At 69.0% G+C, this 23,642-nt stretch carries 22 protein-coding genes; 13 read left to right on the top strand and 9 right to left on the bottom strand.

What is annotated here, in order from left to right; translation table 11 throughout:
• Positions 1 to 23 precede the first annotated feature (23 nt).
• Positions 24 to 2,675 carry a winged helix-turn-helix domain-containing protein gene (locus AC0NZN_RS09175; protein ID WP_474591988.1) on the bottom strand — a complete coding sequence of 884 codons (2,652 nt, stop codon included), beginning with the start codon at positions 2,673 to 2,675 and terminating at the stop codon, positions 24 to 26.
• 786 nt (positions 2,676 to 3,461) lie between these two features.
• Between AC0NZN_RS09175 and AC0NZN_RS09180 the strand changes: the two genes are divergently transcribed.
• The 4 genes from AC0NZN_RS09180 (at position 3,462) to AC0NZN_RS09195 (ending at position 7,234) form a co-directional block, all read left to right on the top strand.
• Complete coding sequence (locus AC0NZN_RS09180; RefSeq protein ID WP_474591989.1) at positions 3,462 to 5,180, top strand: SulP family inorganic anion transporter; 1,719 nt, start codon at positions 3,462 to 3,464, stop codon at positions 5,178 to 5,180.
• Positions 5,181 to 5,243: 63 nt separating this feature from the next.
• Positions 5,244 to 5,915, top strand: coding sequence for a FadR/GntR family transcriptional regulator (locus AC0NZN_RS09185; RefSeq protein WP_474591990.1), 672 nt, complete (start codon positions 5,244 to 5,246; stop codon positions 5,913 to 5,915).
• Positions 5,916 to 6,041: 126 nt separating this feature from the next.
• On the top strand, positions 6,042 to 6,383 hold the full coding sequence (locus AC0NZN_RS09190; protein WP_474591991.1) for an L-rhamnose mutarotase: 342 nt from the start codon (positions 6,042 to 6,044) through the stop codon (positions 6,381 to 6,383).
• The gene (locus tag AC0NZN_RS09195; RefSeq protein ID WP_474591992.1) at positions 6,380 to 7,234 is read left to right on the top strand and encodes an amidohydrolase family protein; all 855 of its coding nucleotides are present in this window, start codon (positions 6,380 to 6,382) and stop codon (positions 7,232 to 7,234) included. Before AC0NZN_RS09190 ends, AC0NZN_RS09195 begins: the two co-directional genes overlap by 4 nt.
• Here AC0NZN_RS09195 and AC0NZN_RS09200 read toward each other — a convergent pair.
• A complete protein-coding gene (locus AC0NZN_RS09200; RefSeq protein WP_474591993.1) occupies positions 7,231 to 8,190 on the bottom strand; it encodes an aldo/keto reductase in 960 nt (319 codons plus the stop codon). The two genes, AC0NZN_RS09195 and AC0NZN_RS09200, sit on opposite strands and share 4 nt — an antisense overlap.
• Positions 8,187 to 9,476 carry an enolase C-terminal domain-like protein gene (locus AC0NZN_RS09205; RefSeq protein WP_474591994.1) on the bottom strand — a complete coding sequence of 430 codons (1,290 nt, stop codon included), beginning with the start codon at positions 9,474 to 9,476 and terminating at the stop codon, positions 8,187 to 8,189. Before AC0NZN_RS09205 ends, AC0NZN_RS09200 begins: the two co-directional genes overlap by 4 nt.
• Positions 9,477 to 9,633: 157 nt before the next feature.
• Between AC0NZN_RS09205 and AC0NZN_RS09210 the strand changes: the two genes are divergently transcribed.
• Together AC0NZN_RS09210 and AC0NZN_RS09215 are read left to right on the top strand one after the other, a co-directional pair.
• Positions 9,634 to 10,497 carry a fumarylacetoacetate hydrolase family protein gene (locus tag AC0NZN_RS09210; protein ID WP_474591995.1) on the top strand — a complete coding sequence of 288 codons (864 nt, stop codon included), beginning with the start codon at positions 9,634 to 9,636 and terminating at the stop codon, positions 10,495 to 10,497.
• Positions 10,490 to 11,239, top strand: coding sequence for an SDR family NAD(P)-dependent oxidoreductase (locus AC0NZN_RS09215; RefSeq protein ID WP_474591996.1), 750 nt, complete (start codon positions 10,490 to 10,492; stop codon positions 11,237 to 11,239). Before AC0NZN_RS09210 ends, AC0NZN_RS09215 begins: the two co-directional genes overlap by 8 nt.
• On the opposite strand, the gene AC0NZN_RS09220 is transcribed toward AC0NZN_RS09215, so the two are convergent.
• Entirely contained in the window at positions 11,159 to 12,091 is a 933-nt protein-coding gene (locus AC0NZN_RS09220; RefSeq protein ID WP_474591997.1) for a helix-turn-helix domain-containing protein, read from the bottom strand. The two genes, AC0NZN_RS09215 and AC0NZN_RS09220, sit on opposite strands and share 81 nt — an antisense overlap.
• Before the next feature lie 86 nt (positions 12,092 to 12,177).
• Here AC0NZN_RS09220 and AC0NZN_RS09225 point away from each other — a divergent pair, with 86 nt between their 5' ends.
• On the top strand, positions 12,178 to 13,131 hold the full coding sequence (locus tag AC0NZN_RS09225; RefSeq protein WP_474591998.1) for a phytanoyl-CoA dioxygenase family protein: 954 nt from the start codon (positions 12,178 to 12,180) through the stop codon (positions 13,129 to 13,131).
• A gap of 15 nt (positions 13,132 to 13,146) precedes the next feature.
• On the opposite strand, the gene AC0NZN_RS09230 is transcribed toward AC0NZN_RS09225, so the two are convergent.
• Complete coding sequence (locus tag AC0NZN_RS09230) at positions 13,147 to 13,935, bottom strand: NAD-dependent epimerase/dehydratase family protein (RefSeq protein ID WP_474591999.1); 789 nt, start codon at positions 13,933 to 13,935, stop codon at positions 13,147 to 13,149.
• Positions 13,936 to 14,063: 128 nt separating this feature from the next.
• Between AC0NZN_RS09230 and AC0NZN_RS09235 the strand changes: the two genes are divergently transcribed.
• Genes AC0NZN_RS09235 through AC0NZN_RS09260 form a run of 6 tightly spaced genes read left to right on the top strand, consistent with a single transcriptional unit; the run spans position 14,064 to position 19,158 of the window.
• Positions 14,064 to 15,305 carry an enolase C-terminal domain-like protein gene (locus AC0NZN_RS09235; protein WP_474592000.1) on the top strand — a complete coding sequence of 414 codons (1,242 nt, stop codon included), beginning with the start codon at positions 14,064 to 14,066 and terminating at the stop codon, positions 15,303 to 15,305.
• The gene (locus AC0NZN_RS09240; protein WP_474592001.1) at positions 15,286 to 16,437 is read left to right on the top strand and encodes a hypothetical protein; all 1,152 of its coding nucleotides are present in this window, start codon (positions 15,286 to 15,288) and stop codon (positions 16,435 to 16,437) included. The genes AC0NZN_RS09235 and AC0NZN_RS09240 overlap by 20 nt, the downstream gene beginning before the upstream one ends.
• Before the next feature lie 10 nt (positions 16,438 to 16,447).
• Positions 16,448 to 17,122 (top strand): bifunctional 4-hydroxy-2-oxoglutarate aldolase/2-dehydro-3-deoxy-phosphogluconate aldolase, encoded by a 675-nt coding sequence (locus AC0NZN_RS09245; RefSeq protein WP_474592002.1) that lies wholly within the window; start codon positions 16,448 to 16,450, stop codon positions 17,120 to 17,122.
• A complete protein-coding gene (locus tag AC0NZN_RS09250) occupies positions 17,119 to 17,997 on the top strand; it encodes a 2-hydroxy-3-oxopropionate reductase (RefSeq protein WP_474592003.1) in 879 nt (292 codons plus the stop codon). The genes AC0NZN_RS09245 and AC0NZN_RS09250 overlap by 4 nt, the downstream gene beginning before the upstream one ends.
• Positions 17,998 to 18,002: 5 nt before the next feature.
• Positions 18,003 to 18,392 carry an L-rhamnose mutarotase gene (locus AC0NZN_RS09255; RefSeq protein WP_474592004.1) on the top strand — a complete coding sequence of 130 codons (390 nt, stop codon included), beginning with the start codon at positions 18,003 to 18,005 and terminating at the stop codon, positions 18,390 to 18,392.
• Between the two features lie 22 nt (positions 18,393 to 18,414).
• Positions 18,415 to 19,158 carry a GntR family transcriptional regulator gene (locus AC0NZN_RS09260; RefSeq protein ID WP_474592005.1) on the top strand — a complete coding sequence of 248 codons (744 nt, stop codon included), beginning with the start codon at positions 18,415 to 18,417 and terminating at the stop codon, positions 19,156 to 19,158.
• Position 19,159: 1 nt separating this feature from the next.
• Here AC0NZN_RS09260 and AC0NZN_RS09265 read toward each other — a convergent pair whose 3' ends face one another.
• From AC0NZN_RS09265 to AC0NZN_RS09280, 4 genes are read right to left on the bottom strand one after another with little or no spacing between them, the layout of a single operon-like run.
• A complete protein-coding gene (locus AC0NZN_RS09265; RefSeq protein WP_474592006.1) occupies positions 19,160 to 20,014 on the bottom strand; it encodes an amidohydrolase family protein in 855 nt (284 codons plus the stop codon).
• On the bottom strand, positions 20,007 to 20,945 hold the full coding sequence (locus AC0NZN_RS09270) for an aldo/keto reductase (RefSeq protein ID WP_474592007.1): 939 nt from the start codon (positions 20,943 to 20,945) through the stop codon (positions 20,007 to 20,009). The genes AC0NZN_RS09265 and AC0NZN_RS09270 overlap by 8 nt, the downstream gene beginning before the upstream one ends.
• Complete coding sequence (locus AC0NZN_RS09275; RefSeq protein ID WP_474592008.1) at positions 20,915 to 21,703, bottom strand: RraA family protein; 789 nt, start codon at positions 21,701 to 21,703, stop codon at positions 20,915 to 20,917. Before AC0NZN_RS09275 ends, AC0NZN_RS09270 begins: the two co-directional genes overlap by 31 nt.
• A complete protein-coding gene (locus AC0NZN_RS09280; protein WP_474592009.1) occupies positions 21,700 to 23,640 on the bottom strand; it encodes a DUF8034 domain-containing protein in 1,941 nt (646 codons plus the stop codon). Before AC0NZN_RS09280 ends, AC0NZN_RS09275 begins: the two co-directional genes overlap by 4 nt.
• Positions 23,641 to 23,642 lie beyond the last annotated feature (2 nt).

A 23,642-nucleotide genomic window follows, 5' to 3' on the forward strand; every position in this document is an offset into this window, starting at 1 on the left:
ATCACCAGAAATGGTGATCTTTGCTAGAGCAGCCCGAGTTCGGTGGCGCGCGTCACGGCCGCGCGGCGGGAGGTGACGCCGAGCTTGGTGTAGATGCTCTTGGTGTGGCTGCGCATGGTGTTCAGCGAGACGGACAGGTGCCGTGCGATATCCGCGCCCCCGAGGTCGGAACGAAGCAGGCGGAGCACGTCGATTTCACGGTCGCTCAGCGGTGTCGTCAGAGCCGCGGGTACCTGCCGGCGGTCGTGCGGTGGCGAGGTCGTCGTCGCGTCGACCAGTCGGCGCAGGTACACGTCGTGTGGTGCGGTCCTCGCCAGTGCCCTGAGCAGACCGGCGACCGGCTCCCCCTCGTCCGCGAAGACCTGGATGTATGCCTCTCGCTTGGCTGTCCCCACCGTGCGGGAGAGCGTGGCGAGAGCATCCTGCCGGCGCCCGGACTTCTCGAGCGCCGCGGCGAGCAGCACGCCGATCTCGATGGCGCTCCCACGGCGGCTGCCCGAGTCGGCGGCGACGAGCATTCTCTCCAGAAGTCTTGCCGCGGGTTGAGCGGCTGAGGACTGGTCGGTGCGGGCGAGCAGCGTTCGAACCAGGGCGAGGTGTTCGTACTCGGTCAGGTAGGAGAGTTCGTCGTCAGCGGCGAGTCCGCGGCGTAGGACCCAGTCCTCGGCGTCTTGGTACCGGCCGGCCGCCAGGTAGGCGGTGATCCGCTGCGCGGCGATCGGACGGTGATCGGGGAAGAAGTCGGGAGTGAACGCACGGTCGGCCTCGTCGAACGCTGTGATTGCCGACGCTGCGTCTCCCGTTGCGAGATGCAGTCTCGCCTTCGCAGCGAGCAGGCGGTGCGGGTTCTGTGGGAGGCCGAACGACGCGCCGAGCTCCTCCGCCTCTGCAAGGAGCTTGCGTGCGCCTTCGAGGTCGTTGCGTTCACGGAGCGCGTCTGCTGCGGCGACCAGCATGTCCGCGGTTCCGCGCAGTGGGGGGTCGGTGGCTCGAGCGGTGTGCAGTGCTTCTCGCGCAAGTGCGATCGCATCGCTCAGGCGCCCCTGGGCCGCCGCGATGTCGATCAGGGCGATCGTTCCGCCGAGCGTGTCGGAGAGATGCCCGGCGAGCCGAAGCTCCTCGACCGCTTCGGTCCAGAGCACGCGCGCGTCCTCCAGGGCGCCGCGGTGCCAACGGATCAGGGCGGTCAAGCCGAGTGCCGATCCGCGTCCGAGGTGATTCTCGGGGACGGAGAGTTGGAGGGCGAGTTCGGCCGAGCTCGCGGCCGCGTCGACGTCCCCGGCTGCCAGCGCCTGGGCGGCGCGATACAGTGCGACGCCGCTTTGCAGCGACCGGGCATCCTCGCCAGCTCCGGCGTCGGCGGCATCAAGGAGCAACTGGTCGACTCGGTCCACTCGGCCGACGGAAAGGAGCGCTCCGGCGAGTTCGACGCTGAGTGCGGGATCTGCGCGCAGAGTCGACTCGGGCAGCAGCTCGAGCCAGCGTACGAGGGTCTCTTCCTCGCGTCGGCGCCTGAGCGCCGGCGCCTCCGCGAGGATCAGTGCCGCTGCCCGAGCAGACTCCGGCGCCTCGAGGGCGTGCGCGATCGCATCCTCGACGAACCCGGCGTGCTCGAACCATTCGCTGGCTCTTCGGTGCAGCTCGGCGACACGATCAGCTGATCCGGAGAGCAACCGGGCCTGCAGCATCTGGGCGAACAGGTGATGGTAGCGAAACCAACGGCGTCGGTCGTCGAGTGGAACCAGGAAGAGGTTCTCCCGCTCCATCGTCGCCAGAACTGTGCCGGCGTCCGTCACCCCGGTCAGTGACTCGATGAGGTCGGCGTTGAAACGCGGAAGAATGCTCGTCTCCAACAGGATCGCTCGCAGGTCGTCGGGCTGGCGTTGCAGCACCTCCTCGATGAGGTAGTCGACGATGTGTCTGTCGTCGCCCGCGAACGACTCCACGAACCCGGATACGTCGGCGCGGCCGTGCAGTGAGATCCCTGCGAGCTGGATCGCGGCGATCCAGCCTTCCGTCCGCTGCGCGAGGGTCCCGGCGTCCGCGAGTGAGAGGGGCGTCTTGTGGAGGTCGCGGAAGTAGCGCCAGACCTCGCCGTCGCTGAAGCGAAGGTCGGCCGCGCGCAGCTCGACCAACTCTCCGGAGGCGCGGAGCCGACCGAGTGGCAGAGCGGGGTCGGCGCGGCTGGCGATGGCGATCCGCAGGTTCGCCGGAGCATTGTCGACCAGGAACCGCACTCCTTCCAGAACGCTCTCGTCTTCGATGACATGGAAGTCGTCGAGCACAAGGACGACGCCGTCACCGCCCATATCGAGATCGTTGACCAGGACCGACAGCATGGCCTCGGTGGTCGAGTCGGTGTTATCGAGCGAGGAAAGCGCCTGACCCGCGCTGGGGGTTGCGCGGGAGAGCGCTGTCAGGACGTAGCGCCAGAACCTGCGCGGGTTGTTGTCCCCGGGATCCAGCGACACCCATGCAGCCGATCGGGACGCGTCCACCGTCTCGAGCCATTCGGTGAGGACGGTTGTCTTTCCGAATCCTGGCGGTGCCGTGATGAGAACAAGGCGGGCAGTCGACAGCCGCTCTATGAGCCCCGGCCGGGGGACTGCGTTGTCGCGCCGACGCGGAATGTGCATCTTGGTGTTGAGAAGGGGAGCGACGGGCACGTCATCCATCGCGACCCCTGCGCGGCACGCATACTCGCGCCCTCGATTCGGGGACGGCGGGTCCAGACGACCGGGCGTGTCCCGTGTTGTCCATCTGTCGAGTATCACGCCGCGAGGGCTTCCTGCGCACTCGGATCGGCAGGTTCCCGCATCCAGGGGTTGCTATGTGGCCGACGCCCCCCGTGAGGGCTGTGCGCGGAGCGCCACGATGAGGAGAAGTGCGCGTAGCGATCGCGGCCGCTCGTTGTCATCACGCGCGTCATCGAGGGCACTACCCCACGCGACGGGACCGAGGAGTCAAGACCCAAAAGTTGGCAGGCGCGTTCGCACAGCCCGCCGCGGGCACGCCGGATACAGTGTGAGCAGCTCTTGCACCCGCGTTCGCATCGGGTCCCCAGCTCGAGCGATGGCCCATTCCCCAGATGGTGTCGCGTCGCACGGTGCGGAGCTCCCGGTGGGTGCCGTGAGACTCGTTCCCAAACGCAGCCAACTTGCGGCACCCACCCACGGTCGTTCGCACAGCGAAGACGGATGGTCAGGCACCGACCGGAGTGCGCCCCAGACGCACTGCCGGCAACCGGTGCCCTCAAACATCACGTGCCCCCAGCGGGTGATGTTGAGTTCACCATAGCGCACCCGTGTCCCCCAAATGGGGGACACGGGCCATGCTTGAGCAGATCCTGAGGTTCGCTGATCGTGTGACGGTTATCGGCTCGGGGCGTGGCCGAAGCCGCAGCATCCCGTCATCGCGCGACTGCCTTGTTCAGCGGCCGGACTTTGCGGTAAGACATGCCCATGCCCAGGACAGGTGGTCGACGTGCGATTCTGGTTCCGATCGTCGGCCAGCTCCGCTCTTATCGACGCGCCTGGCTGCGCGGTGACGTGATCGCCGGGGTCACCGTCGCCGCTCTGATCGTGCCGAAGAACCTCGGGTATGCCGGTATCGCAGGCGTGCCGCTGCAGAACGGCCTCTACGCAGCTGCTGCGGGCGCGATCCTCTACGCGATCTTCGGGACGAGCCGGCAGATCTCGATGGGTCCGAGCTCAGGTCTCGCAGCGGTTGCGGCCAGCGCCGTGCTTGCAGCGAGCATCACCGGCGAGCAGGATGTCGCCTCTTTCGTCGCCGGCATCACGCTCGCGTCAGGCATCCTGTTCCTGCTGCTCGCCGTCTTCAGGATGGGCTGGATCGCCCAGTTCCTCTCGCGAGCGGTGGTCACCGGCTTCCTCTTCGGCGCGGCGCTCGATGTCGTGATCGGGGAGCTGCCCAAGCTCACCGGAACCGAGGCGACCGGCGCCAACCCGATCCAGGAACTCTGGTCGTGGTTCGGGACCTTGGGCGAAGCCCACATGGCGACGGTGCTCGTCGGGGTGATCTCACTGGTCGTCGTCTTCGGACTCCGGGCGATCGCTCCCGGGGTTCCCGGCGCCCTGGTTCTTGTTGTGGGCGGGCTGCTGGCGTCGGCGCTGTTCGACCTCGGGGCCAAGGGCGTGGCCGTGGTCGGAGAGGTGCCGCGCGGCCTGCCCGCGCTGCAGGTGCCGAACGGTCAGCTGTTGTGGGACCACGCGGGGACCGTCGCGCTGGCCGCTGTCGCGCTGGTCATGATCGGCTTCTCCCAGACGGCGGCCGACGCGCGCACTTTCGCGGCCAAGCACCGCTACCAGATCGACATCAACCAGGAATCCATCGCCCAGTCCATGGCCAATATCGGCGCCGGGCTGTTCCAGGGGATGCCCGTCTCCACGAGCCTGTCGGCGAGCTCGCTGAACGACCGCTCGGGTGCCAAGTCCGGTGTGGCGTCGCTCATCTCCGGCGGCACGGTGCTGCTGACGCTCCTGCTTCTCGCGCCGCTCTTCTCGAGCCTGCCCACGGCTGTGCTCGGCGCGCTGATCATCGAGGCCGTCGTCAGCGGAATGATGGACCTTCCCGAGATGAGGCGGCTCTTCCGGGTGAAGAGGGCGGACTTCTGGATCGCGGTCGTCGCGCTCCTCGGAACCCTCGTCTTCGGTGTGCTCGCCGGCGTGATCATCGGGATCGGGCTCTCCCTGGTCTGGCTGGTCGCAGTAGCCACCCACCCGCAGATGCCGACCCTCGGCCGAGAGCGGGGCACACAGGTCTTCCGCGAGATCGACACGAACCCGGGCGACGAGATCCTGCCCGGTGTGGCCGTCGTCCGGTTCGACGGCGGCCTGTTCTTCGCGACCGCGGACGCTCTGGAGGACCACCTGCGCGAGGTCATCCAAGCCAACCCGCAACTGACCGGGATCGTCCTCGACTGCGGCGGGATCAACTTCATCGACTCGCAGGGCGCTGCCACGGTCGCGGATGTCGTGACCCTCGCCCGTGACGCCGGCATCCATCTCCGCTTCACGCGACTGAAACCCGGGCCGCGAGCCGTTCTCGAACGCGACGGGGTGATCGAGCTCATCGGGGCGGACCACATCCACGGCAATATCCATCGCGCCGTCGAGGCGGAGCAGAACGATGCCGAGAACGGACGCGACGACGGCAGCTGACACAGCGGTCTTGGATGCCAAGACACCCGATGTATAGGCGTGATCCATCGATAGACTCTCGCCATGGCCGTCACGGACGAAGCGATCCTCAAGATCCGCGCGATGATCACCTCCGGCGAGCTCGGGCCCGGCGACCGGCTGCCCCCCGAGAAGGAGCTCAGCGAGCGCCTCGGCCTCTCGCGCAATTCGCTGCGCGAGGCGGTGAAGGCGCTCGAGGTGATCCGCGTGCTGCATGTGCGTCGGGGGGACGGCACGTACGTCACGAGCCTCGAGCCCCGGCTCCTGCTCGAGGCATTGTCGTTCGTCGTCGACCTCCACACCGATCGGTCGGTGCTCGAGATCTTCGGGGTGCGCCGCATCCTCGAACCGGCCGCGACCTCACTGGCCGCGCGTGCAATGACAGAGGAGGATGCGGATCGCCTCGCCGACGAGATCCAGTCGGTCGAGCCCGACGGGTCCATCGAAGACCTGGTCGCGCACGATCTCGCGTTCCATCAGGCGATCGCGGAGCTCTCGGGCAATGCGTATCTGAGCGGGTTGCTGGAATCGATGTCCAGTGGCACGATTCGTGCGCGGGTCTGGCGCGGCATCACCCAGCATGGCGCGAGCGAGCGCACCATCGCCGAGCATTCGGCGATCCTCGCCGCGATGCGCCTGCACGACACGGAGTTGGCGGCGGCCCTGGCGCTCGCACACATCGCGGGGATCGAGCAGTGGCTGCGCTCGGCCGCGTGACCCTCCTCTCGCAGCCTGGACAGACATCGGATGTCCAGGTCATACTCGCTGTCGGAGCCGCATCCTGATGGGCGGGTCGGCGATCGCCGAGTCCACGATGAGCCCTGCCACGACCGCGGAGGACACATGAGAGTCGCCCTGCATTCCACCATCCGCAACGGGGCGGTAGGCGACTACCGTGCGCATCACGCCGTGATCCCCGACGACCTCGTGGCGCTGTTCGAACGCGCCGGGATCCATGATTGGGCGATCTGGCGTTCCGGCGACCGGCTGTTCCACCTCGTGGACTGCGACGACTTCGAGGCGGCGATGACCGTGGTCGAGGGCGATCCCGCGAACGACGCCTGGCAGACCGACATCGGCAGGTTCGTCGCGGAGTTCTTCGGCGCCGACGGCGAGGTGGGCTTCTCGCCGCTGGAGCGGGTCTGGTCTCTGACCGCGCAGCTGTCCGTTCCGAGGGAGGCATGACCCTCCTCGACGCGCACGTCCACGTGTGGGATCCGGACGTCCTGGCCTATCCGTGGCTCGCGGGAACCGGAGCGGCTGAAGCGGCGCATCTGCCGGGCGAGGTGGATCGCGCCGGCGGACGCACGACCGGGATGGTGTTCGTGCAGGCCGAGTGCCTGCCGGCGCAGAGCGTCGCCGAGGTGCGCTGGGTTGCCGGGCTCGACTGGCCCGAGCTGCGCGGGATCGTGGCGGCCGCCGATCTGCGCGATCCACAGCTGGATGCGCAGCTGGACGAGCTGGCGGCGGCCGGACCGGTGTGCGGCATCCGCCACAATCTGCAGGGGGAGCCGGTGGAACGGCTCGGCGAGCCGGCGCTGCGTCGCGGGCTCGAGGTGCTGGCCGCCCGTGACCTGCCCTTCGACGCGTGCGTGACGCGTCACCAGCTCGACGGCCTCGCGGACCTTCTGGAACGGGTGCCGCAGCTGCGGGTCGTGCTGGACCACCTGGGCAAGCCTTCTGTGGCGGCCGGCCTCGAGAGCGTCGAGGGGCGTGCATGGCAGGCCGCGATCGACCGGATCGCGCAATTGCCGAACTCGCACGTGAAGCTGTCCGGGCTCATCCCGGAGGCGCCCGACGAGGACTCCCTGCGCGCGCACGGTGCGATGTTCGTCGCCCGCGCCCTCGAGGCGTTCGGCCCGGATCGGGCCATGATCGGCAGCGACTGGCCGGTCAGCGGCCTCTGGGGACCCGACATCGGGTTCGGCTCGTGGGCGGACCTCGTGCACGCGCAGATCTCCGATGACGACGCGTGGGATGCGGTCGCCTTCGCCACGGCGACGCGCTTCTACGGCCTCCCGGAGGCCCGACCCTAGGACTCCGGTGCGATGAGCCCCTCGTCCTGGAGCGCGTCCCACAGGGCTTCGGGGATGTCGGCATCCATCCGCTCGGCGTTCTCGCGCACCGATTCGGCATGCGCGGTGCCCACGACGACGGTCGCGACAAGGGGATGGCGCAGCGGGTACTGCAGGGCCGCCGCCGGCAGCTCGACCCCGAAACCACGGCAGACCGCGGCCAGCCTGCGGGCGCGGTCGAGGACCGCCTCGGGCACCGCGCCGTAGTTGTAGCGCGCGTCGGCCCCCGGATCGGAGGTCGCCAGCAGGCCGGAGTTGAAGACCGCCGCATCGACCACACGCACACCGCGCTCGGCGCACACCGGGAACAGCTCGGCGAGCGCCGGCTGTTCCAGCAGCGTGTAGCGGCCCGCGATCATCACGAGGTCGAGGTCTCCCTCGCGCACGGCCCGTGCCGCCACGGCGGGGTCGTTGACTCCGACGCCGATCTCGGTCACGAGGCCCTCCTCGCGCAGTGCGGCAAGGGCCGGCAGACCCTCGCGCAGTCCCCGGTCGAGGTCGTACACGTCCGGGTCGTGCAGGTAGAGCACGTCGATGCGGTCGAGACCCATCCGCTCGAGCGAGTCCTCCAGGCTGCGCCGCACTCCGTCGGCGCTCGGATCGAAGCGCCGCACGACCTCGTCCGGCACGTCGAAGCCGTTGGGCAGGTCGCTGCCGCCGTGGAAGTCGGGGTTCGGAACGAGAAGCCGCCCGACCTTCGTCGACACGACGTACTCGTCTCTCGGCTTCTCGCGCAGGAATGCCCCGAGCCGTCGCTCGGACAGGCCGATGCCGTAGTGCGGTGCCGTGTCGAAGTAGCGGATGCCGGCATCCCACGCGGCATCCAGAGCCTCGAACGCGCGCTCGTCCGACACGGCGCGGTAGAGATTGCCGATGGATGCGGCCCCGAAGGCGAGCCGGCCGAAGTCCAATGTCACGATGCGGCTCCCGTCCAGGTGTGCTCGGCCATCGAGGCCGCGAGCATCTCCGTGCCGGCGCCGGCGGCGGTCGGGGCCGCGTAGCGGCCGTGCTCGACCCTGACCGGCGTCACGAAGTGCTCGTGGAGGTGATCGACGTACTCGATCATCCGATCGTCCATGGTTCCGGTGACGGCGACGAAGTCGAACATCGCAAGGTGCTGCACGACCTCGCACAGCCCCACTCCGCCGGCGTGCGGGCACACGGGCACCCCGAACTTCGCGGCCAGCAGGAGGTTCGCGATGTTCTCCTGAACCCCGCCCACGCGCGTGGCATCGATCTGGATGACGGCTGCCCCGCCTGCCTGCAGCAGCTGCTTGAAGACCACGCGGTTCTGGACATGCTCGCCGGTCGCGACGGGGAGCGGGGCGATGGCCCGTGCGATGGCCGCGTGGCCGAGGATGTCGTCGGGGCTCGTGGGCTCCTCGATCCACGCCAGGTCGAACTCGGCCAGCTCGCGGATGCGGTCGATCGCGACGGGGACGTCCCAGCGCTGGTTGGCGTCGACGGCGATGCGGATGTCGGGACCGACCGCGGCCCGCGCGATGCCGAGCCGTCGCACGTCGTCGGCGGGATCGCCGCCGACCTTGAGCTTGATCTGCCGGAACCCCGCGGCGACCGCCTCACGGCTCAGCCGATCGAGCTTCTCGTCCGAGTAGCCGAGCCACCCCGGCGTCGTCGTGTACGCCGGGTAGCCCTCGGCGAGCAGACGTTCGATCCGTTCCGCCCGCTGCGGCTCCGCCCGGCGGAGGATGTCGAGGGCCTCGTTCTCGGTGAGCGCGTCGGTCAGATAGCGGAAGTCGACGACCGAGACCAGCTCCTCCGGCGACATGCGCGCCAGGTGCAGCCACAGCGGCTCGCCCGCGCGCTTGGCGCGCAGATCCCACAGCGCGTTCATCACACCGCCGATCGCCATGTGCATGATCCCCTTCTCGGGGCCGAGCCAGCGCAGCTGCGAGTCGTAGACGAGGCGTCGGGATGCGGCGCCCATATCGGCGAGGAGCTCGTCGACGTCCTCCCCGAGCAGGTACGGGCGCAGTGCATCCAGGGCAGCCACCTCGACGTCGTTGCCGCGGCCGATCGTGAACACGAAGCCGTGACCCTCGAGCCGGTCAGCCGCATCCGTGCGGATGACCACATACGCCGCGGAGTAGTCCGGGTCGGGGTTCATGGCATCCGATCCGTCGAGTGTGCGCGACGTCGGGAAGCGGATGTCGCACGTGTCGACTGCGGTGATGGTCGTCATGTCTGCCTTTCCGCGTCCCAGCGTATAGATCGGATGAATCAGCGGTCAATTTCTCGTACACTCAGGAAATGCGGAGTGGGAGCGCGAGAAATATCGGATGTCTATACTGTGCTGGTCGGGTGTGAGGGTTCACGCCCCTCTGAGCTGAGGAGCACGCATGAAGTTCGCCCGTCTGGGTCCCGCCGGGCACGAGATCCCGGTCGTCGATGTCGACGGCATCTGGCTGGATCTGCGGCCTGTCGTCGACGACATCCACGGAGCCTTCCTTGCCGACGATCCGATCGCGCGAATCGAGGCTGCGCGGGCCCGTGACGCCCTCGCGCCTCTCGACGGCGCCCCGGGCCTGCGCGTCGGTGCGCCCATCGCACGACCGGGCGCCGTGATCTGCATCGGCATGAACTATGCGGCGCACGCGGCGGAATCGGGCTCGGCGCCGCCCGCCCAGCCGGTCGTCTTCCTGAAGACCCCCAACACCGTCGCCGGTCCTCACGACGTCGTCACCATCCCGCGCGGCAGCGAGAAGACGGACTGGGAGGTCGAGCTCGGCATCGTCATCGGCCGCACCGCCTCGTACCTCGACAGTCTCGAGGAGGCGGCATCCTGCATCGCCGGCTACGTCGCTGTGAACGACCTGTCCGAGCGGACGTTCCAGCTGGAGCGGTCGGGAGGCCAGTGGTCGAAGGGCAAGTGCGCCCCCGGCTTCACGCCCACCGGGCCGTGGCTCGTCACGGCGGATGAGATGGATGCCGGCGCCCTCGGCATGCGGTCGTGGGTGAACGGCGACCCTCGCCAGAACTCGAGCACGGCGGACATGATCTTCTCGGCCGCGGAGATCGTCCTCGACCTCTCGCAGTATCTTGTGCTCGAGCCTGGCGACCTGGTGCTCACGGGCACCCCCGAAGGGGTGGCGCTGTCGGGGCGCTTCCCCTACCTCGCCGCGGGCGACGTGGTCGAGATCGAGATCGACGGGCTCGGCCGGCAGCGGCAGGAGTTCACGGCGTGGAAGGAGAACCATGACTGATCTGGCCGGACTCGTGGCGGTCGTCACCGGCGGGGCATCCGGGATCGGTGCGGCGATCGCCGCCCGCCTGGGCGCTGCCGGGGCCGACGTCGCCGTGCTCGATCTGAATCCCGCGCACGCGGCGCCGGGCGTGTTCGCCGTCGGCGCGGACGTGTCGGATCGTGCATCCGTGGATGCCGCGATCGCGAGCGTCGCGGAGCACTTCGGACGCATCGACATCGTCGTCAACAACGCGGGCATCGGAGCGCAAGGCGACGTCGCCGCCAACGGGGACGCCGAGTGGGCGCGCGTGCTCTCGATCAACGTGACAGGCATCGCCCGTGTCACCGCGGCCGCGCTGCCCTGGCTCCGCCGGTCTCCGGCCGCCGCGGTGTGCAACACGTCGTCGATCGCAGCGACTGCCGGCCTGCCCCAGCGCGCCCTGTACAGCGCATCCAAGGGGGCGGTGCTCGCCCTCACCCGCGCCATGGCCGCTGATCATCTGCGGGAGGGCATCCGCGTCAACTGCGTGAGCCCGGGGACAGCCGACACGCCCTGGGTGCAGCGGCTGCTCGAAAGCGCGGACGACCCGGCGGCCGAGCGCGCCGCCCTCGAAGCTCGTCAGCCGCACGGCCGCCTCGTGAGCGCCGACGAGGTCGCCGCGGCCGTCGCCTACCTCGTGTCACCCGACGCCGGCTCGACGACGGCCGCGATGCTCGAGGTCGACGGGGGGATGAGCGGACTCCGCCTTCGCCCGCAGTAGGCCCGGCTGCGCAACCGCAGGCTCGGCGTGGAGCCTTCGCCATCGGATCGGTGTCGTTCCGCAGATCTTGGCGAAGGTCTCGTGGAAGGAGCTGAGCGACTGGAAGCCGGCCTTCGTTGCGATGGCGGAGGAGTTCAGGTCGGTGGTGAGCAGGTAGCGTTGCGCCTCCGCGACCCGGAACTGGCCGAGGTAGGTGTTGACGCTCGCACCGAACACACCGCGGAAGATGCTCGCCGCTCGGTTGGGGTGGAGGTGGACGACTCGGGCGACATCGGCGACGCGGATGTCCTGCGCCGAGTGCTCCGCGATGAAGGTGGCCATCCGGGCGGCGCGGTCCAGGTCGATCGACGAGCGGGCGCTCGCCGCAGCCGTCTCCAGCCATCTGCCCTGCGACATGCGGTACATCAGCGCCTCCACCTCCAGCTCGGCGGCGCGTCGCGTGAGCAGCTGGGCGCGGAAGAGATCTCGGGTCCATCGGTCGAAGTGCGGTGCCCACTCGTCGGAGCGGGTATCGGTCGGGCCTACAAGCACGGAGCCACGCAGCAGACCATCCTTCACCGCCTCCGGAAGTCCCCACGACATGAACACCGCCAGGGGAATGGTGACGAAAGCCATCAGGTGGCCTTCGTCGATCTGGATGAGCTGGTGCGGCTTCGCGCCCCAGAAGGCGCACAGAGTGTCCGCCGGCAGGGTCGTCACCTTGCCCGCGGAGCTGTAGACGAGCTCACCCGAGCTGTAGTTGACCTCGATGTCGTTGTGGGAGTGCGGCGCCGCCATGACGGGGGAGACGCCGCGCCAGGCGGCGAATCCGAAGCTGTTCCCGTGCAGTCGGGGCTCAGGGGCGACAGACATGGTGGATTTCTGGAATCCGATGCTCAATTTGGGGAACCTTGGGAAAAATACAGCGGCTATCGTCGTCCAGCATAAGGGAGGCCGACATGACCGACACGGCTCTGCAGAGCGACTCCGCGACGACTCGCGATTACCACCTGACACCGGACGAGATCGCCCACTTCGACGACCAGGGCTACGTCATCCTGCGAAACCGGATCTCGGGACCGATGCTCGAGAAGCTCCAGCGCGCATCGCTGCGGTGGATCGAGGACGGCCACGCCCTCCAGAACGAGTCCGACGGCGACGGCGACTACAACTTCGCGACCCGGCCGTCCGGGAGGGTGCTGTTCCGCATCAACTACCTCCACAACAAGGGCGAGGCCGCGTCGCTCGAGCTTCTCGGCAGCCCCGAGATGCTCGGCATCGCGGAGAGCCTCGCCGGGCCGGACTTCGTCCCGACCTATGAGTCCCTGGTCTTCAAGAACACGGGGGACGGTGCGCCGATCGATTGGCATCAGGATGCCGTGCATCCCCGCACTTTCAGGATCTTCAATGTCGACGTGTACCTGGACGCGAGCCGAAAGGGGAGCGGTTCCCTGAGGGTTGCTCCGGGATCCCAGCGACACGTCGTCGATGTGTGCCAGCTCCAGGAGGAGTACGGCTGGGATGCGCCGGGCGTGGTGCAGACCGAGTTGAATCCCGGCGACGTGCTCGTGCACGATGTCATGCTCGTACACGGCTCGGAAGCGACGCTCGCCAACAAGCTGCGTCGCACCATCTACTACGAGTTCCGCCCCGCCGAGCAGATCCTCGCCGAGGGCCCGTGGGACGAGGCCTTCATCGATCAGCGCCTTCGACTCATCGCGCTCGGCCAGCGGGAATGGCGGATGCGGAACCCCTCAGCCGTGCCGTTCTCCTGGAACGTCTCCGATCGCTTCGCTCCCCACATCTCCGACGACTCCGAGGCAGAGCTCAGGGTCGCCCACGGAGTCCACACCCCAGGTTCGTACTGCAGCGCGGGGAGCGTCGCGGCCAAGCCCATCGGCCGGCCGGTCTGAGAGCCTCTCCCGCGCTCATCGGGGCGTTCCGAGTGGATGGTGCACCCATCCGGATCCGAGCGGCTCGTCGAAATCGAGCGGTCCGGTCGACCCGAAGCGAGGCGCGTACACCTCTGCGTCGTCGAGCGGTGCGAAGCCGATCTCGGCTCCGGCCGAAAGGTCGGCGAAGCCTCGCTGGTTCGCGGAGAGTCCCCACACGGTGTGGAATCCGGGCTGCTCGAGGCGATTCACCGCCTCGACCAGACGGGCGAGGTCTGCGATCGACAGCCATGTCGACAGGGAGCGGATGCTGGAAGGCTCGGGCTCCACCGTCCCGAGTCGCGCGGCGACGACGGACATGCCGAAGCGATCCGCATAAAGCTGTCCGAGCGTCTCCAGCACCACCTTGCTCACCCCGTAGTAGGTGTCAGGTCGGGCCGAGGGCGACCGCATCCCTTCCACGGACCGCGACGTGTGGAATCCCACGGCGTGGATCGAGCTTGCAAGCAGAACGCGAGGCACGCCGGCCTGCCGGGCGGCCTCCAGAACCACGCGCCCGCCGTCGATGTTCACACGCAGGATGTCATCCCACGGCATCTCCGAGGCATAGCCGGCGAGATGCACGACGGTGTCGGCCCCGGTGACGGCCGCAGTCAGACCGTGGAGGTCGGTGACCGATGTCACCACCGTTCGCTCGGACGGTCCCTCATCGCGCGGGGGAACGATGTCCACGAGCGTGAGACGGCGGCCCTCGGCGCGCAGATGCGGTCGGAGACGCGTGCCGACGCTGCCCGCTGCACCGGTGAGGACGATCGACGAGGACATGCCGCTCCTTGGAATGATCCGATCCGTGACACACTTGCGATAATCGATAATAGACGAGTACGTTCGCATCTGAAGGCCCTTCGTTGAGTTGTCTTCCCGGCTCCGGCGAGGGGACTGAAAGGAATCTCGTGATCATCCAGGACCTGATCGTGACGCCGATCGCGTTCCCCGATCCGCCCTTGCTCAACGCGTCGGGCGTGCACGAGCCGCTCGCGTTGCGCAGCATCGTTCAACTCGTCGTCTCCGGCGGCATCGTCGGGCTGGGTGAGGGCTGGGGAGAGCAGGATGTCGTCGATGCGATGACGCAGGCGCGGGATGAGTTGGTCGGACTCAACGTGTTCGATCTCGCCGCCATCGAGGCAGCGATCGGTCGAGCGATCGCCGTTGGCGACCACGAGCAGCCGAACGACGACCTCCCGAGGGTCGCCTTCGCGCCGATCGAGGTCGCGTGCCACGATGCGCAGGGAAAGATCCTGGGAGTTCCGGTCAGCACGCTCCTCGGCGGTGCCGTCCGCCAGAGCGTCGACTTCAGCGGGTACCTCTTCTACAAGTGGGATCGGCATCTCGAGACGACTGCCGCGCCGGATCGCTGGGGAGCCGCGCTCGACCCTGCCGGCATCGTGGATCAGGCACGCACCATGATCGACGAGTTCGGGTTCCGCTCGCTCAAGCTCAAAGGCGGGGTGTTCAGCCCCGACGAGGAGGCCTCGGCGATCGAGGCGCTCGCCGAGGCGTTCCCCGGCGCACCGCTGCGGATCGATCCCAATGGCGTGTGGTCCGTGGAGACCTCGCTGCGCATCGCCGATCGACTGCGCGGAACCCTGCAGTACCTCGAAGACCCCACGACGGGCATGGATGGCATGTCCGCCGTCGCCCAGGACGCCGGCATCCCGCTCGCGACCAACATGTGCGTGGTGCACTTCGAGCAGATCGCCGAGGCGGTGCGCACCGACGCCGTCCAGATCGTCCTCTCGGACCACCACTTCTGGGGCGGACTGCGGCGCACCCGCGAGCTGGGGGCCATCTGCGAGACCCTCGGGCTCGGGCTCTCGATGCACTCCAACTCGCACCTCGGGATCTCGCTCGCAGCGATGACGCACGTCGCGGCGGCCATGCCGCGCATCGATTACGCGTGCGACACGCACTACCCCTGGAACGGCGAGCACGACATCCTCAAGCCGGGGGCGATCGAGATCCGCGACGGAGCGGTGCAGGTGCCCACCGGTCCCGGGCTCGGCGTCGCCCTGGACGAGGGCAGGATGGGCGATCTGCACGCCGTCTACACAGCGGCGGGCAGAACACACCGCGACGACGAGGCCTACATGCGGGCCGCATACCCCGACTTCGTCGATGTCCGGCCGCGGTTCTAGCGCGCCGGGCGCTCTGAGCGTCTACGCCTACCCCTGGGACGTCGTCGGCGATCCGGCGGCTCTCGATGTGCTGGGGTCGATGGGCGCGGAGCGCGTCGTTCTCGCCGCCGCCTACCACTCGGTGCGGGCCGCGACCCCCCGGCATCCGCTGCACAAGGTCGTCGATGCGCGCTGGTCGGCGATCTACTCGCCGCTCCGGCCCGAGGCGTTCGCCGCGCTGCCGATCGCGCCGCACGCCCCGGGACGCTGGGTGACCGAGGGTTCGTTCGCACAGGCGCATCGGTCGATCGCCGAGGCGGGGATCGACGTCGCCGGTTGGCTCGCCCTCACGCACGTCGACGGCGAGAGCGAATCCGACGAGTTCCGCGTCGTCAACGCGTTCGGCGACGTGTACGCGTACGCGCTGTGCCCGTCCCACGACGCGGTCATCGAGTACGCGTCGACGGTCGTTCGTGAGACCGTCGACGCGGGGGAGCTCTCATCGATCGTGGTCGAGGCCTGGAGTCAGCTCGGCGTGGCGCACGTGTCCCAGCACGACAAGACATCCACCGCGGGCTGGACGGCCGCTGATCTCCAGCTTCTCTCGATCTGCTTCTGCTTCGCGTGCCGGGTGCGCTACCTCGAACACGGAGGCGATGTCGACGCGATGCGCGCGGCGGTGCGAGCCTCGGTCGGGACCGCTCGTGCGGAGTCCGTCCGCGACGAGTGGGGCGCAGTCGTGCTGGCCGCCCGCGCCCGCTCGCGACGCCGGATGCTGTCCGCCGTTGTTCCGGCAGCGCACGAGGCGGGCGCGGCGCACGTCGAACTGCATGTCGACGACGACCCGTGGGAGACGGGTCCGTCCGGGCCGGTCGGCCCCGAGAACGATGTCGCAGCCGTTGTCGCACCCGCGTGGACTCCCGGGGCGGCCTCGGTCGAACGGGTCCGCCGACTGTCGCAGAGCCACCACGACGTCGCCGCCTACGTGAGCATTCTCGGCACGGAGCCGGCGGAGAACCTCGCGAAGTTCTGGGAAGCGCTGCGCGCCGCCGGGGCTGGATCCCTGCACCTCTATCACTTCGGGCTGGCGTCGGCGGACCGGATCGCGGCGACCATCGCCGCACGCGCGGCGATCCACGCAGGGATGCACTGAGGAGAACGGCATGACAGATATCGGCGAACGCCTCCGCGATGTGCCGCTCGTCGCGATTCTTCGGGCGCCCGACGCGGCTCGATTCCGCCCCGTCGTCGAGGTGCTGTACCGCTGCGGATTCCGGGCGGTGGAGATCACCCTCACGACCGCGGGCGCGGTGGAGTGCATCCGTGAGCTGCGGGCGGCGATGCCGTCCGACCTGCTCGTCGGTGCGGGCTCGCTCAGGTCTTCGAGCGACCTGCGGGCGGCCCAGCAAGCGGGCGCCCAGTTCTTCGTGAGCCAGTTCGCTTCGATCGAACTGCGGGATGCCGCGGACGCCCTGGCAGTGGAGTACATCCCGGGCGCACTGACACCGACGGAAGTGGCCACGTGCCGCGCGGCCGGTGCGGCGGTCGTCAAGATCTCCCCGGTGACCCCGGTGGGTGGCGTCGCCTATGTCGGCGAACTTCTGGCGCCCATGCCCGACGCGCGGCTCTTCGTGACGGGTGGAGTGAATGTCGATGACGTCGCCGGGTATTTCGATGCCGGGGCGGCGATGGTGGGCCTCAGTCGAGATCTGCTCGGGGACGCGCTCGACCCAGGGGGTGATCTCGCCGGACTCTCCGAACGTGCGTGGGCAGCGGTCCGCGCGGTGTCGGTGCGATCGCTCGCGTCGAGGTCTCCCGAAGCGGAGGTGGTGCGATGAACGTCGTCTTCATCGGACTGGGCACGATGGGCCTGCCCATGGCGGTCAACCTCGTGCGAGCCGGGCACGACGTGCACGGGTTCAATCGCAGCAGTGCCAGGGTGGCCGCCCTCGTCGCGGCAGGCGGGATCGGCGGAAGCGACCTCGCCTCCGACGTCGAGCACGCCGACGTGATCATCACGATGCTCCCCGATTCCCCCGACGTCCAGGCGGTGCTGCTCGGGCCGGACGGGATCCTGCTGCGTGCACGCCCGGGATCGACCGTCATCGACATGAGCACCGTCACACCGGCGCTCGCGATGGAGGTGGCGGAGGCCGCTGCCGACCGGGGCATCACGGCCCTCGACGCCCCGGTGAGCGGGGGAGAGGCGGGTGCCGTCGAAGGCACGCTGTCGATCATGGTCGGCGGCGATGCCGACGTCGTCGAGGACCGGAGAGAGCTTCTCGGGGCCATGGGCACGACCGTCGTCCATGTCGGCGGTCCCGGTGCCGGGCAGACCGTGAAGGCGGCGAACCAGCTGCTGGTCGCCGCGACCATCCAGGCTGTCGCGGAGGCGCTCACCTTCCTCGATGCATCGGCCGTCGATCTCGAGCGCGCCGTCACTGTCCTGGCAGGGGGACTGGCGGGAAACCGCATCCTGGACCGGAAGTCCGCCTCGATGCTCGCTCGCGACTTCCGACCCGGATTCCGCGTGGAACTCCACCACAAGGATCTCGGGATCCTGCTCGACGCAGCGCGGCGTGCGCGCGTCCCCCTTCCCGTCGGAGCGCTGGTGAGCCAATTGATGGAGTCCGCCCTCGCGCGCGGCGACGGTGCGCTGGACCACACCGCCCTTCTGCGGGGCGTCGAGCAGCTGGCGGGTCGAGAGCGATGAGAGCGATGACCGGTCGGCTTCGCTACGCGGAGAGCTGCACCCGGTTGGTGCCGGGGACAGCCCACGATTATGAGGAGTTCCATCGCGCGGTCCCGCGCCGGATCGATGAGCAGCTCCGCCGGGGCGGGGTTCTGGCGTGGCAGATCTACCTCCGAGGCGACGTGCTCACCCACTGCGTCACGAGGGAGGATCGCGAACCCGCGCCTCCGAGCCCCGAGGACCTCGCGACGACCGCGTGGTGGCGCACGCTGGTCGATCCGTTCCTCGTGGACGGTGCCTCTCCGCCGGTCGAGAGGCCGCTGGGGCGGCTCATCTGGGACCTCGACTGGCCGACGCGCGAGGATCTGGAGGAGGGAGGATCCGATGAAACGTGCCGCCCGGCGGATCATGGCTAGCGATTCTCGATAGACTCCCCCCGTGTCCGACCTCGATGAGATGTCCCTCGACCTCGATCGCGGCCTGCTGTCGGATCGCATCTACGAGCTCGTGAAGGCGATGATCAAAGACGCGACCCTCGAACCCGGTGAGCAGGTCGTGGAGTCCCAGCTCGCACGTCGCCTCGGCGTCAGTCAGGCGCCTGTGCGAGAGGCGCTCAAACGGCTGGCACACGAAGGCCTGGTGACGCACGTCCGACACCACGGCACCTTCGTCGCGGAATTCTCCCCCAGAGAAGCCGAGCAGGCGCGTATCGCACGGGTGGCACTCGAAGGGCTGGCCGCCCGCCTCGCGTTCGGCCGCATCGACTCGGCGACCGAAGCGCGGCTGGTGTCGATCATCGACCAGATGCATGCCGCGGCGGACCGCGGCGATCTCTCCGCCTTCCGTGAGCTCGACTTCGACTTCCACAAGACGGTGGTCGCCGCCTGCGGGAACCCCTATCTCCCGAAGATGTGGGACATCGTCGAGCCGAGCCTCCGGTCGATGCACGTGCTGTCCGACCCCGGGTTCGACGGCGACTGGCACGTCGTCGCCGACATGCACCGCGCGCTCCTCGATTCCCTGCAAGGCGACGACCCGGGGGCCGCCGAGGATCTTTTCAGCGCACACGCTCTCGGCATGGGCAGCACGCCCGAGAGGCCGATGGGGCCTGCCATCAATCGCTACATCGAGCAGCTGCAGTCCGAGGAGTTGTCTTCCGACTCACCGGAATCCGACCGCTGAGTCAGCGCGGAGGCGTCGGCCCGTAGATTCGTTCGGCGGTGCGACGCCAGATCGAACGCGACTCGTCCGCAGTCAGGTCGGGCAAGGCGCCTGCGGTGCGGTCGACGATCGCCGCGTAGTCGCCGACAAGGGTCGACATCGGCCAGTCGCTGCCGAACATGAGGCGACGAGGTCCGAGTGCCTCCATCGCCGCTGCGACGGCGCCCCGGACAGCAGCGTCGCCGTCTGACCTCGTTCCGGGGCGGGCGAAGAGGCCGGAGATCTTCGCTGAGACGGCGGCACTCCCCGCGAGGTTCGTCAACGCTGCCCGCCACTGCGTGGTCGGTTCGTGCGAGCCGAGTCCGAGGTGGCAGAGCACGATCTGCAGCCGCGGATGCCTCGCCGCTAAATCGCGGACGGCGGCGAGCTGGTCCGGTCGCAGCAGCAGCTCCAGCACGATGCCGTGCTCTTCGAGTCCGGCCAGCAGGGTGTGGAGCCCCTCGAGGTCGGTCCACTCCGCCGAGCGGCTCTGAAGCGCAAGGCGTACGCCGGCGGGCAGCGTGCCGGCGCGGTCGACGGCCGCCTGCACCGCACCCATCCCTGCGCCGGCAGCCGGTGCGTACTGCAGCACCACGTGCGACGGAATGCCGGCGGACCGCGCGGCAACATCGAACAGCCATTCCGCCTCTGCTGCGGAGTCGCCTGCCTGAACCGCGACGGCGCCCGTCACCGGCAGCTCGGCGATCGCCGCCCTGAGGTCGGCCACCCCGTAGCGCTGTGCGAGGCGCGGAACGTTCGCGAGCCACGCAAGCTCGTAGCTGCTCGTGTCCCACAGGTGGACGTGGGCGTCGAGGATCGGGTCCGATGGGTCAGGCATCCAGCTCCGCCCAGAGCGCGGACGGAATCGTCGCCTCGACATCCGCAACGAAATGGCGGACCTCGTCGGCGGTCCGGGCGCCTACGACGACACCGCCGACGGCAGGATGCCGAAGCGGAAAGCGGATGGCAGCCGCGGAGAGCGCGCAGCCGTGCGCGACGCAGCGTCGTTGCAGGGCACGTGCCCGCGCCAGCTCCGCGGCGGTCGCCGGCCGATAGTCGTACATCGCGTCGTCTCGAGGGTTCGCGAGGATGCCCGTGTTGAACACTCCTGCGGCGACGACCACGACGTCGTTCGCCGCAGCCGTGGGGAGCAACTCGTGCTCGGCGGAACGATCGAGCAGCGTGTATCGCCCGGCGATCATGACGAGGTCGACATCCGCTTCCGCAGCGAACCTCGCGAGCGGCGCCGCGAAGTTCATGCCGACGCCGATCGCCCGGACGACACCCTCGTCGCGCAGCCGCACCATCGCGGGGATGGCCTGCCGAAGCGCGAGGTCCACGTCGTCCGGGTCATGCAGATACAGGACATCGATGCGATCGACGCCGAGCCGGGCAAGGCTCGACTCGAGACTGCGGATCACGCCGTCGGCGGAGGGATCCATGACGGTGCGGACGCCGACGCCACCGGGCGGGACGACATCGCCGTCCGCATCGAGGATCTGCCGTCCGACCTTCGTCGCGATCGAGACGGTGTCCCGCTCGACATCGCCCAGAGCAGCGCCCAGCCGACGCTCGCTCAGGCCGGCGCCGTAATGCGGAGCGGTGTCGAAGAACCGGATGCCCGACATCAACGCCTGCGCGACGGTGCCGGCGGCGTCCGCCTCGGTGACGCTCGTGAACAGATCGCCGATCGGCGCGCAACCCAGGCCGAAGTCGCTCAGCCGGTGCGCAGTCGGCCTCAGCGGGGCAAGGACGTGGTCGAGCGCCATGCCTCGTACTCCTCGCGGCTCGCCGGCGTCAGCGGGTAGTAGTCGCTGAGCCGGGCACCGGCGTCGAGACGCTCGCGGCTGAAGACCTCCCAGTCCTGGTGGTCCTTGGCGGCGTCGCGCACCTGAGGCGCGAGCGCCTGGGGCACGACGACCGGGCCGTCGTCATCCGCGACGACGAAGTCGCCCGGCATGCACAGCACGCCGCCGACGGCGACCGGCACGTCGTAGGCCCACGGGAACAGCTCCGACTGCGAGGCGTAGTGGGGGGTGGCGCCGGTGCACCAGACCGGGATGCCCAGTGCGCGGATCCGGCCCGCGTCGCGGATCCGACCGTCGACGACGATGCCCGCGCCGCCCTTGCGCTGGAAGTAGCGGGCGAGGATGTCGCCGATGCATCCGGAGAACGCGCTCCCGTATGCCTGGATGACGAGCACGTCACCGGGCTGCACGGTCTCCATGACGGCCCAGAGGGCCGTGTGGCGCTCGACGTACTCCTGCGACAGCCCCGACGCGAGGTCCTCTCGCTGAGGCATGAACTGCAGCGTGAGCGCGGAGCCCACCACCTTCTGGCCGGGAACGAGCGGTCGCGGGCCCTCCACGAATGTCCGCCGGACGCCGAGGCTGTGGAGCTTCGAGCACGCGGTCGCGGACCCGATCTCCTGCATGGCCTCGAGCTCATCGGCATCCGGCCGGCTCCACGCGCCGCCGCGGATCGGAAGCTCGACGGCGCGGTGAGGCGAGGTCAGCTGATCGGTCATGATGGTGTCCCTTCGATTGCTGTGGCGTGAGCGGCGGACTGGTGCCGCGGCTGTCGGATGGCTTCGGTCGTGGTCAGCACGAACTTCGCATGGTGGGCAGACGGCAGGTCGACGACGATCGACGGCGCGTCGACGTCGCTCACGCGCGAGACGATCTCGCCCGGATCGGATGTGTAGGCGACGGGGTCGCCCGGGAATACGGATCCCGATTCCCCGGTCGAACGCACCGACCGGATGTCGCGCTCCCCGAACCTGCCCGGACGGACCCGCACCCGCCGCAGCTCGCGATTCGAGAGATTGACGAGTTCGACGGCGATCTCGTCGCCGTCGATCGAGGTGACCAGGGCGGCGACGTCTCGGGGGAGACCCGGCCGTGCGTGCTCGACGTCCTCGTAGCTCACGGCCACGAGTGGAAGACCGCCGTTGTAGAGCACCTGGGGCGCTCCCGAGATGAGCTGGCCGAGCACCTCCGTGACGACGGGTTGCACGCGCTGCCAGAAGTGGATGTGCACGGTGGCCGGGTCGGGATGCTCCGTCTCCATGAGCGCGACTCGGCGAGCGACCTGACCGAGCGCCATCGAGAGCGCGCGCTCGGGGTAGTCGGGATTCTCGCCGGCGAGATAGCTCAGCCATGGCATGTCGTGACCGCCCTCGGCCTTGTCGCGGAACGGGCGGACCGCGGTAGGCGACTCCGACTGGACCGGCAGGAGGCGGCGCAGCCGGTCGAGGTCGGCGGAATCGCGGGAGAACCACCAGAGCCACGTCGGCAGCTCCATCGGCATCGGCCCGAAGTCGAACCAGCCGTCCGTGCCGAAGCGGTGGGGCACGAGCTGCGCCGCATTCTCGGCATCCTCGCCCAGTCTGCTCAGCGAGTTCGCCTGCAGGCTCATCGGTGTCTCGGCGACCGATGCCGTGATCGCGTGGTCGATGACCGTGTCGAGGGGTGCGCGGGCGAGTTCGAGGTACGTCCGATCACCGGTGACGATCGCGGCGTTGATCGCCCCGATGAGCGCCGCCATCCCGACGCAGGGAAGGCCATGGGGCCAGGTCCAGCCGTAGTGCCCGCCATACCAGCGACCGTCCTGCAGCGTTCCGACGAGTCCGTCGGGACCGGCGTTGTCGGGAAGCAGGCCGCCATTCGCGTCGGCGCGATCGCGCCATCCGTCGACGTACCGCTCGATCCACTCGGCGGCGCGCTCATCGCCGTCGTAGAGCCAGTGATTGGCGACCAGACTCGTCGCGGCGAGGTTCACCGCCACGTCGCCGTGCGCGCGGCGACGCATCTCGGCACCCATGAGATCGGCCTTGGCTCGGACCGCCAGGTCGTCCCACCGGTCGATGCCGGGGATGCCCTGGATCGGGAGACCGTACGGCCGCATGTTCTCCTGATCGGCGGAATAGGAGGTCCATTCGTCGCCGACGCCCTCCCTCGCGCCCAGCGCGCCGTTGTGCGGCGCCAGGATCACGTTCGCGGCGGGATCGTAGTTGCCGTTCGCGGGATCGAGGTACAGCTCGGCGAACCGGCGTGCGCGCTCCCGGAACGCGGCGTCATCGGGGTCTGCCGCGCACAGTGCGTAGAAGAAGATGAGCGACTCGCCCTGGTGGAACCAGTCGTACCCGTTCTCGTATTCGTCCGTGAGCATGCCGGCCTCGGTGAGCTGGGCCGTGACGCCGCGCCAATGGTGCTTGGCCGCATCGAGGATGTCGCCTGCTCCGCCCAGGGCATAGAAGGCGGGCCAGTTGAAGAACGGCTCATAGAAGTCGTCGACGCCGTCGCGACTCTCGAGGGCTCCGCTGTACCGGAGTCGACCATCGGACTCGCAGTAGAGCTCGACGAACCGCGGCCACGCGCGCTCGATCTCCTCGAACAGCCGGCGCTGAAGCACGGCCCACGCGGGAACCTCGCGCATCGGTGCGACGAGTACGGGATCGGCCACGG

This window comes from Microbacterium sp. sgz311019 (assembly GCF_056135325.1).

What these genes read in the sequence shown, in the direction of transcription:
- AC0NZN_RS09175 (WP_474591988.1), bottom strand. Translation starts at nt 2,675, where the DNA reads ATGGATGACGTGCCCGTCGCTCCCCTTCTCAACACCAAGATGCACATT.
- AC0NZN_RS09180 (WP_474591989.1), top strand. Translation starts at nt 3,462, where the DNA reads ATGCCCAGGACAGGTGGTCGACGTGCGATTCTGGTTCCGATCGTCGGC.
- AC0NZN_RS09185 (WP_474591990.1), top strand. Translation starts at nt 5,244, where the DNA reads ATGGCCGTCACGGACGAAGCGATCCTCAAGATCCGCGCGATGATCACC.
- AC0NZN_RS09190 (WP_474591991.1), top strand. Translation starts at nt 6,042, where the DNA reads ATGAGAGTCGCCCTGCATTCCACCATCCGCAACGGGGCGGTAGGCGAC.
- AC0NZN_RS09195 (WP_474591992.1), top strand. Translation starts at nt 6,380, where the DNA reads ATGACCCTCCTCGACGCGCACGTCCACGTGTGGGATCCGGACGTCCTG.
- AC0NZN_RS09205 (WP_474591994.1), bottom strand. Translation starts at nt 9,476, where the DNA reads ATGACGACCATCACCGCAGTCGACACGTGCGACATCCGCTTCCCGACG.
- AC0NZN_RS09210 (WP_474591995.1), top strand. Translation starts at nt 9,634, where the DNA reads ATGAAGTTCGCCCGTCTGGGTCCCGCCGGGCACGAGATCCCGGTCGTC.
- AC0NZN_RS09215 (WP_474591996.1), top strand. Translation starts at nt 10,490, where the DNA reads ATGACTGATCTGGCCGGACTCGTGGCGGTCGTCACCGGCGGGGCATCC.
- AC0NZN_RS09220 (WP_474591997.1), bottom strand. Translation starts at nt 12,091, where the DNA reads ATGTCTGTCGCCCCTGAGCCCCGACTGCACGGGAACAGCTTCGGATTC.
- AC0NZN_RS09225 (WP_474591998.1), top strand. Translation starts at nt 12,178, where the DNA reads ATGACCGACACGGCTCTGCAGAGCGACTCCGCGACGACTCGCGATTAC.
- AC0NZN_RS09230 (WP_474591999.1), bottom strand. Translation starts at nt 13,935, where the DNA reads ATGTCCTCGTCGATCGTCCTCACCGGTGCAGCGGGCAGCGTCGGCACG.
- AC0NZN_RS09240 (WP_474592001.1), top strand. Translation starts at nt 15,286, where the DNA reads ATGTCCGGCCGCGGTTCTAGCGCGCCGGGCGCTCTGAGCGTCTACGCC.
- AC0NZN_RS09245 (WP_474592002.1), top strand. Translation starts at nt 16,448, where the DNA reads ATGACAGATATCGGCGAACGCCTCCGCGATGTGCCGCTCGTCGCGATT.
- AC0NZN_RS09250 (WP_474592003.1), top strand. Translation starts at nt 17,119, where the DNA reads ATGAACGTCGTCTTCATCGGACTGGGCACGATGGGCCTGCCCATGGCG.
- AC0NZN_RS09255 (WP_474592004.1), top strand. Translation starts at nt 18,003, where the DNA reads ATGACCGGTCGGCTTCGCTACGCGGAGAGCTGCACCCGGTTGGTGCCG.
- AC0NZN_RS09265 (WP_474592006.1), bottom strand. Translation starts at nt 20,014, where the DNA reads ATGCCTGACCCATCGGACCCGATCCTCGACGCCCACGTCCACCTGTGG.
- AC0NZN_RS09270 (WP_474592007.1), bottom strand. Translation starts at nt 20,945, where the DNA reads ATGGCGCTCGACCACGTCCTTGCCCCGCTGAGGCCGACTGCGCACCGG.
- AC0NZN_RS09275 (WP_474592008.1), bottom strand. Translation starts at nt 21,703, where the DNA reads ATGACCGATCAGCTGACCTCGCCTCACCGCGCCGTCGAGCTTCCGATC.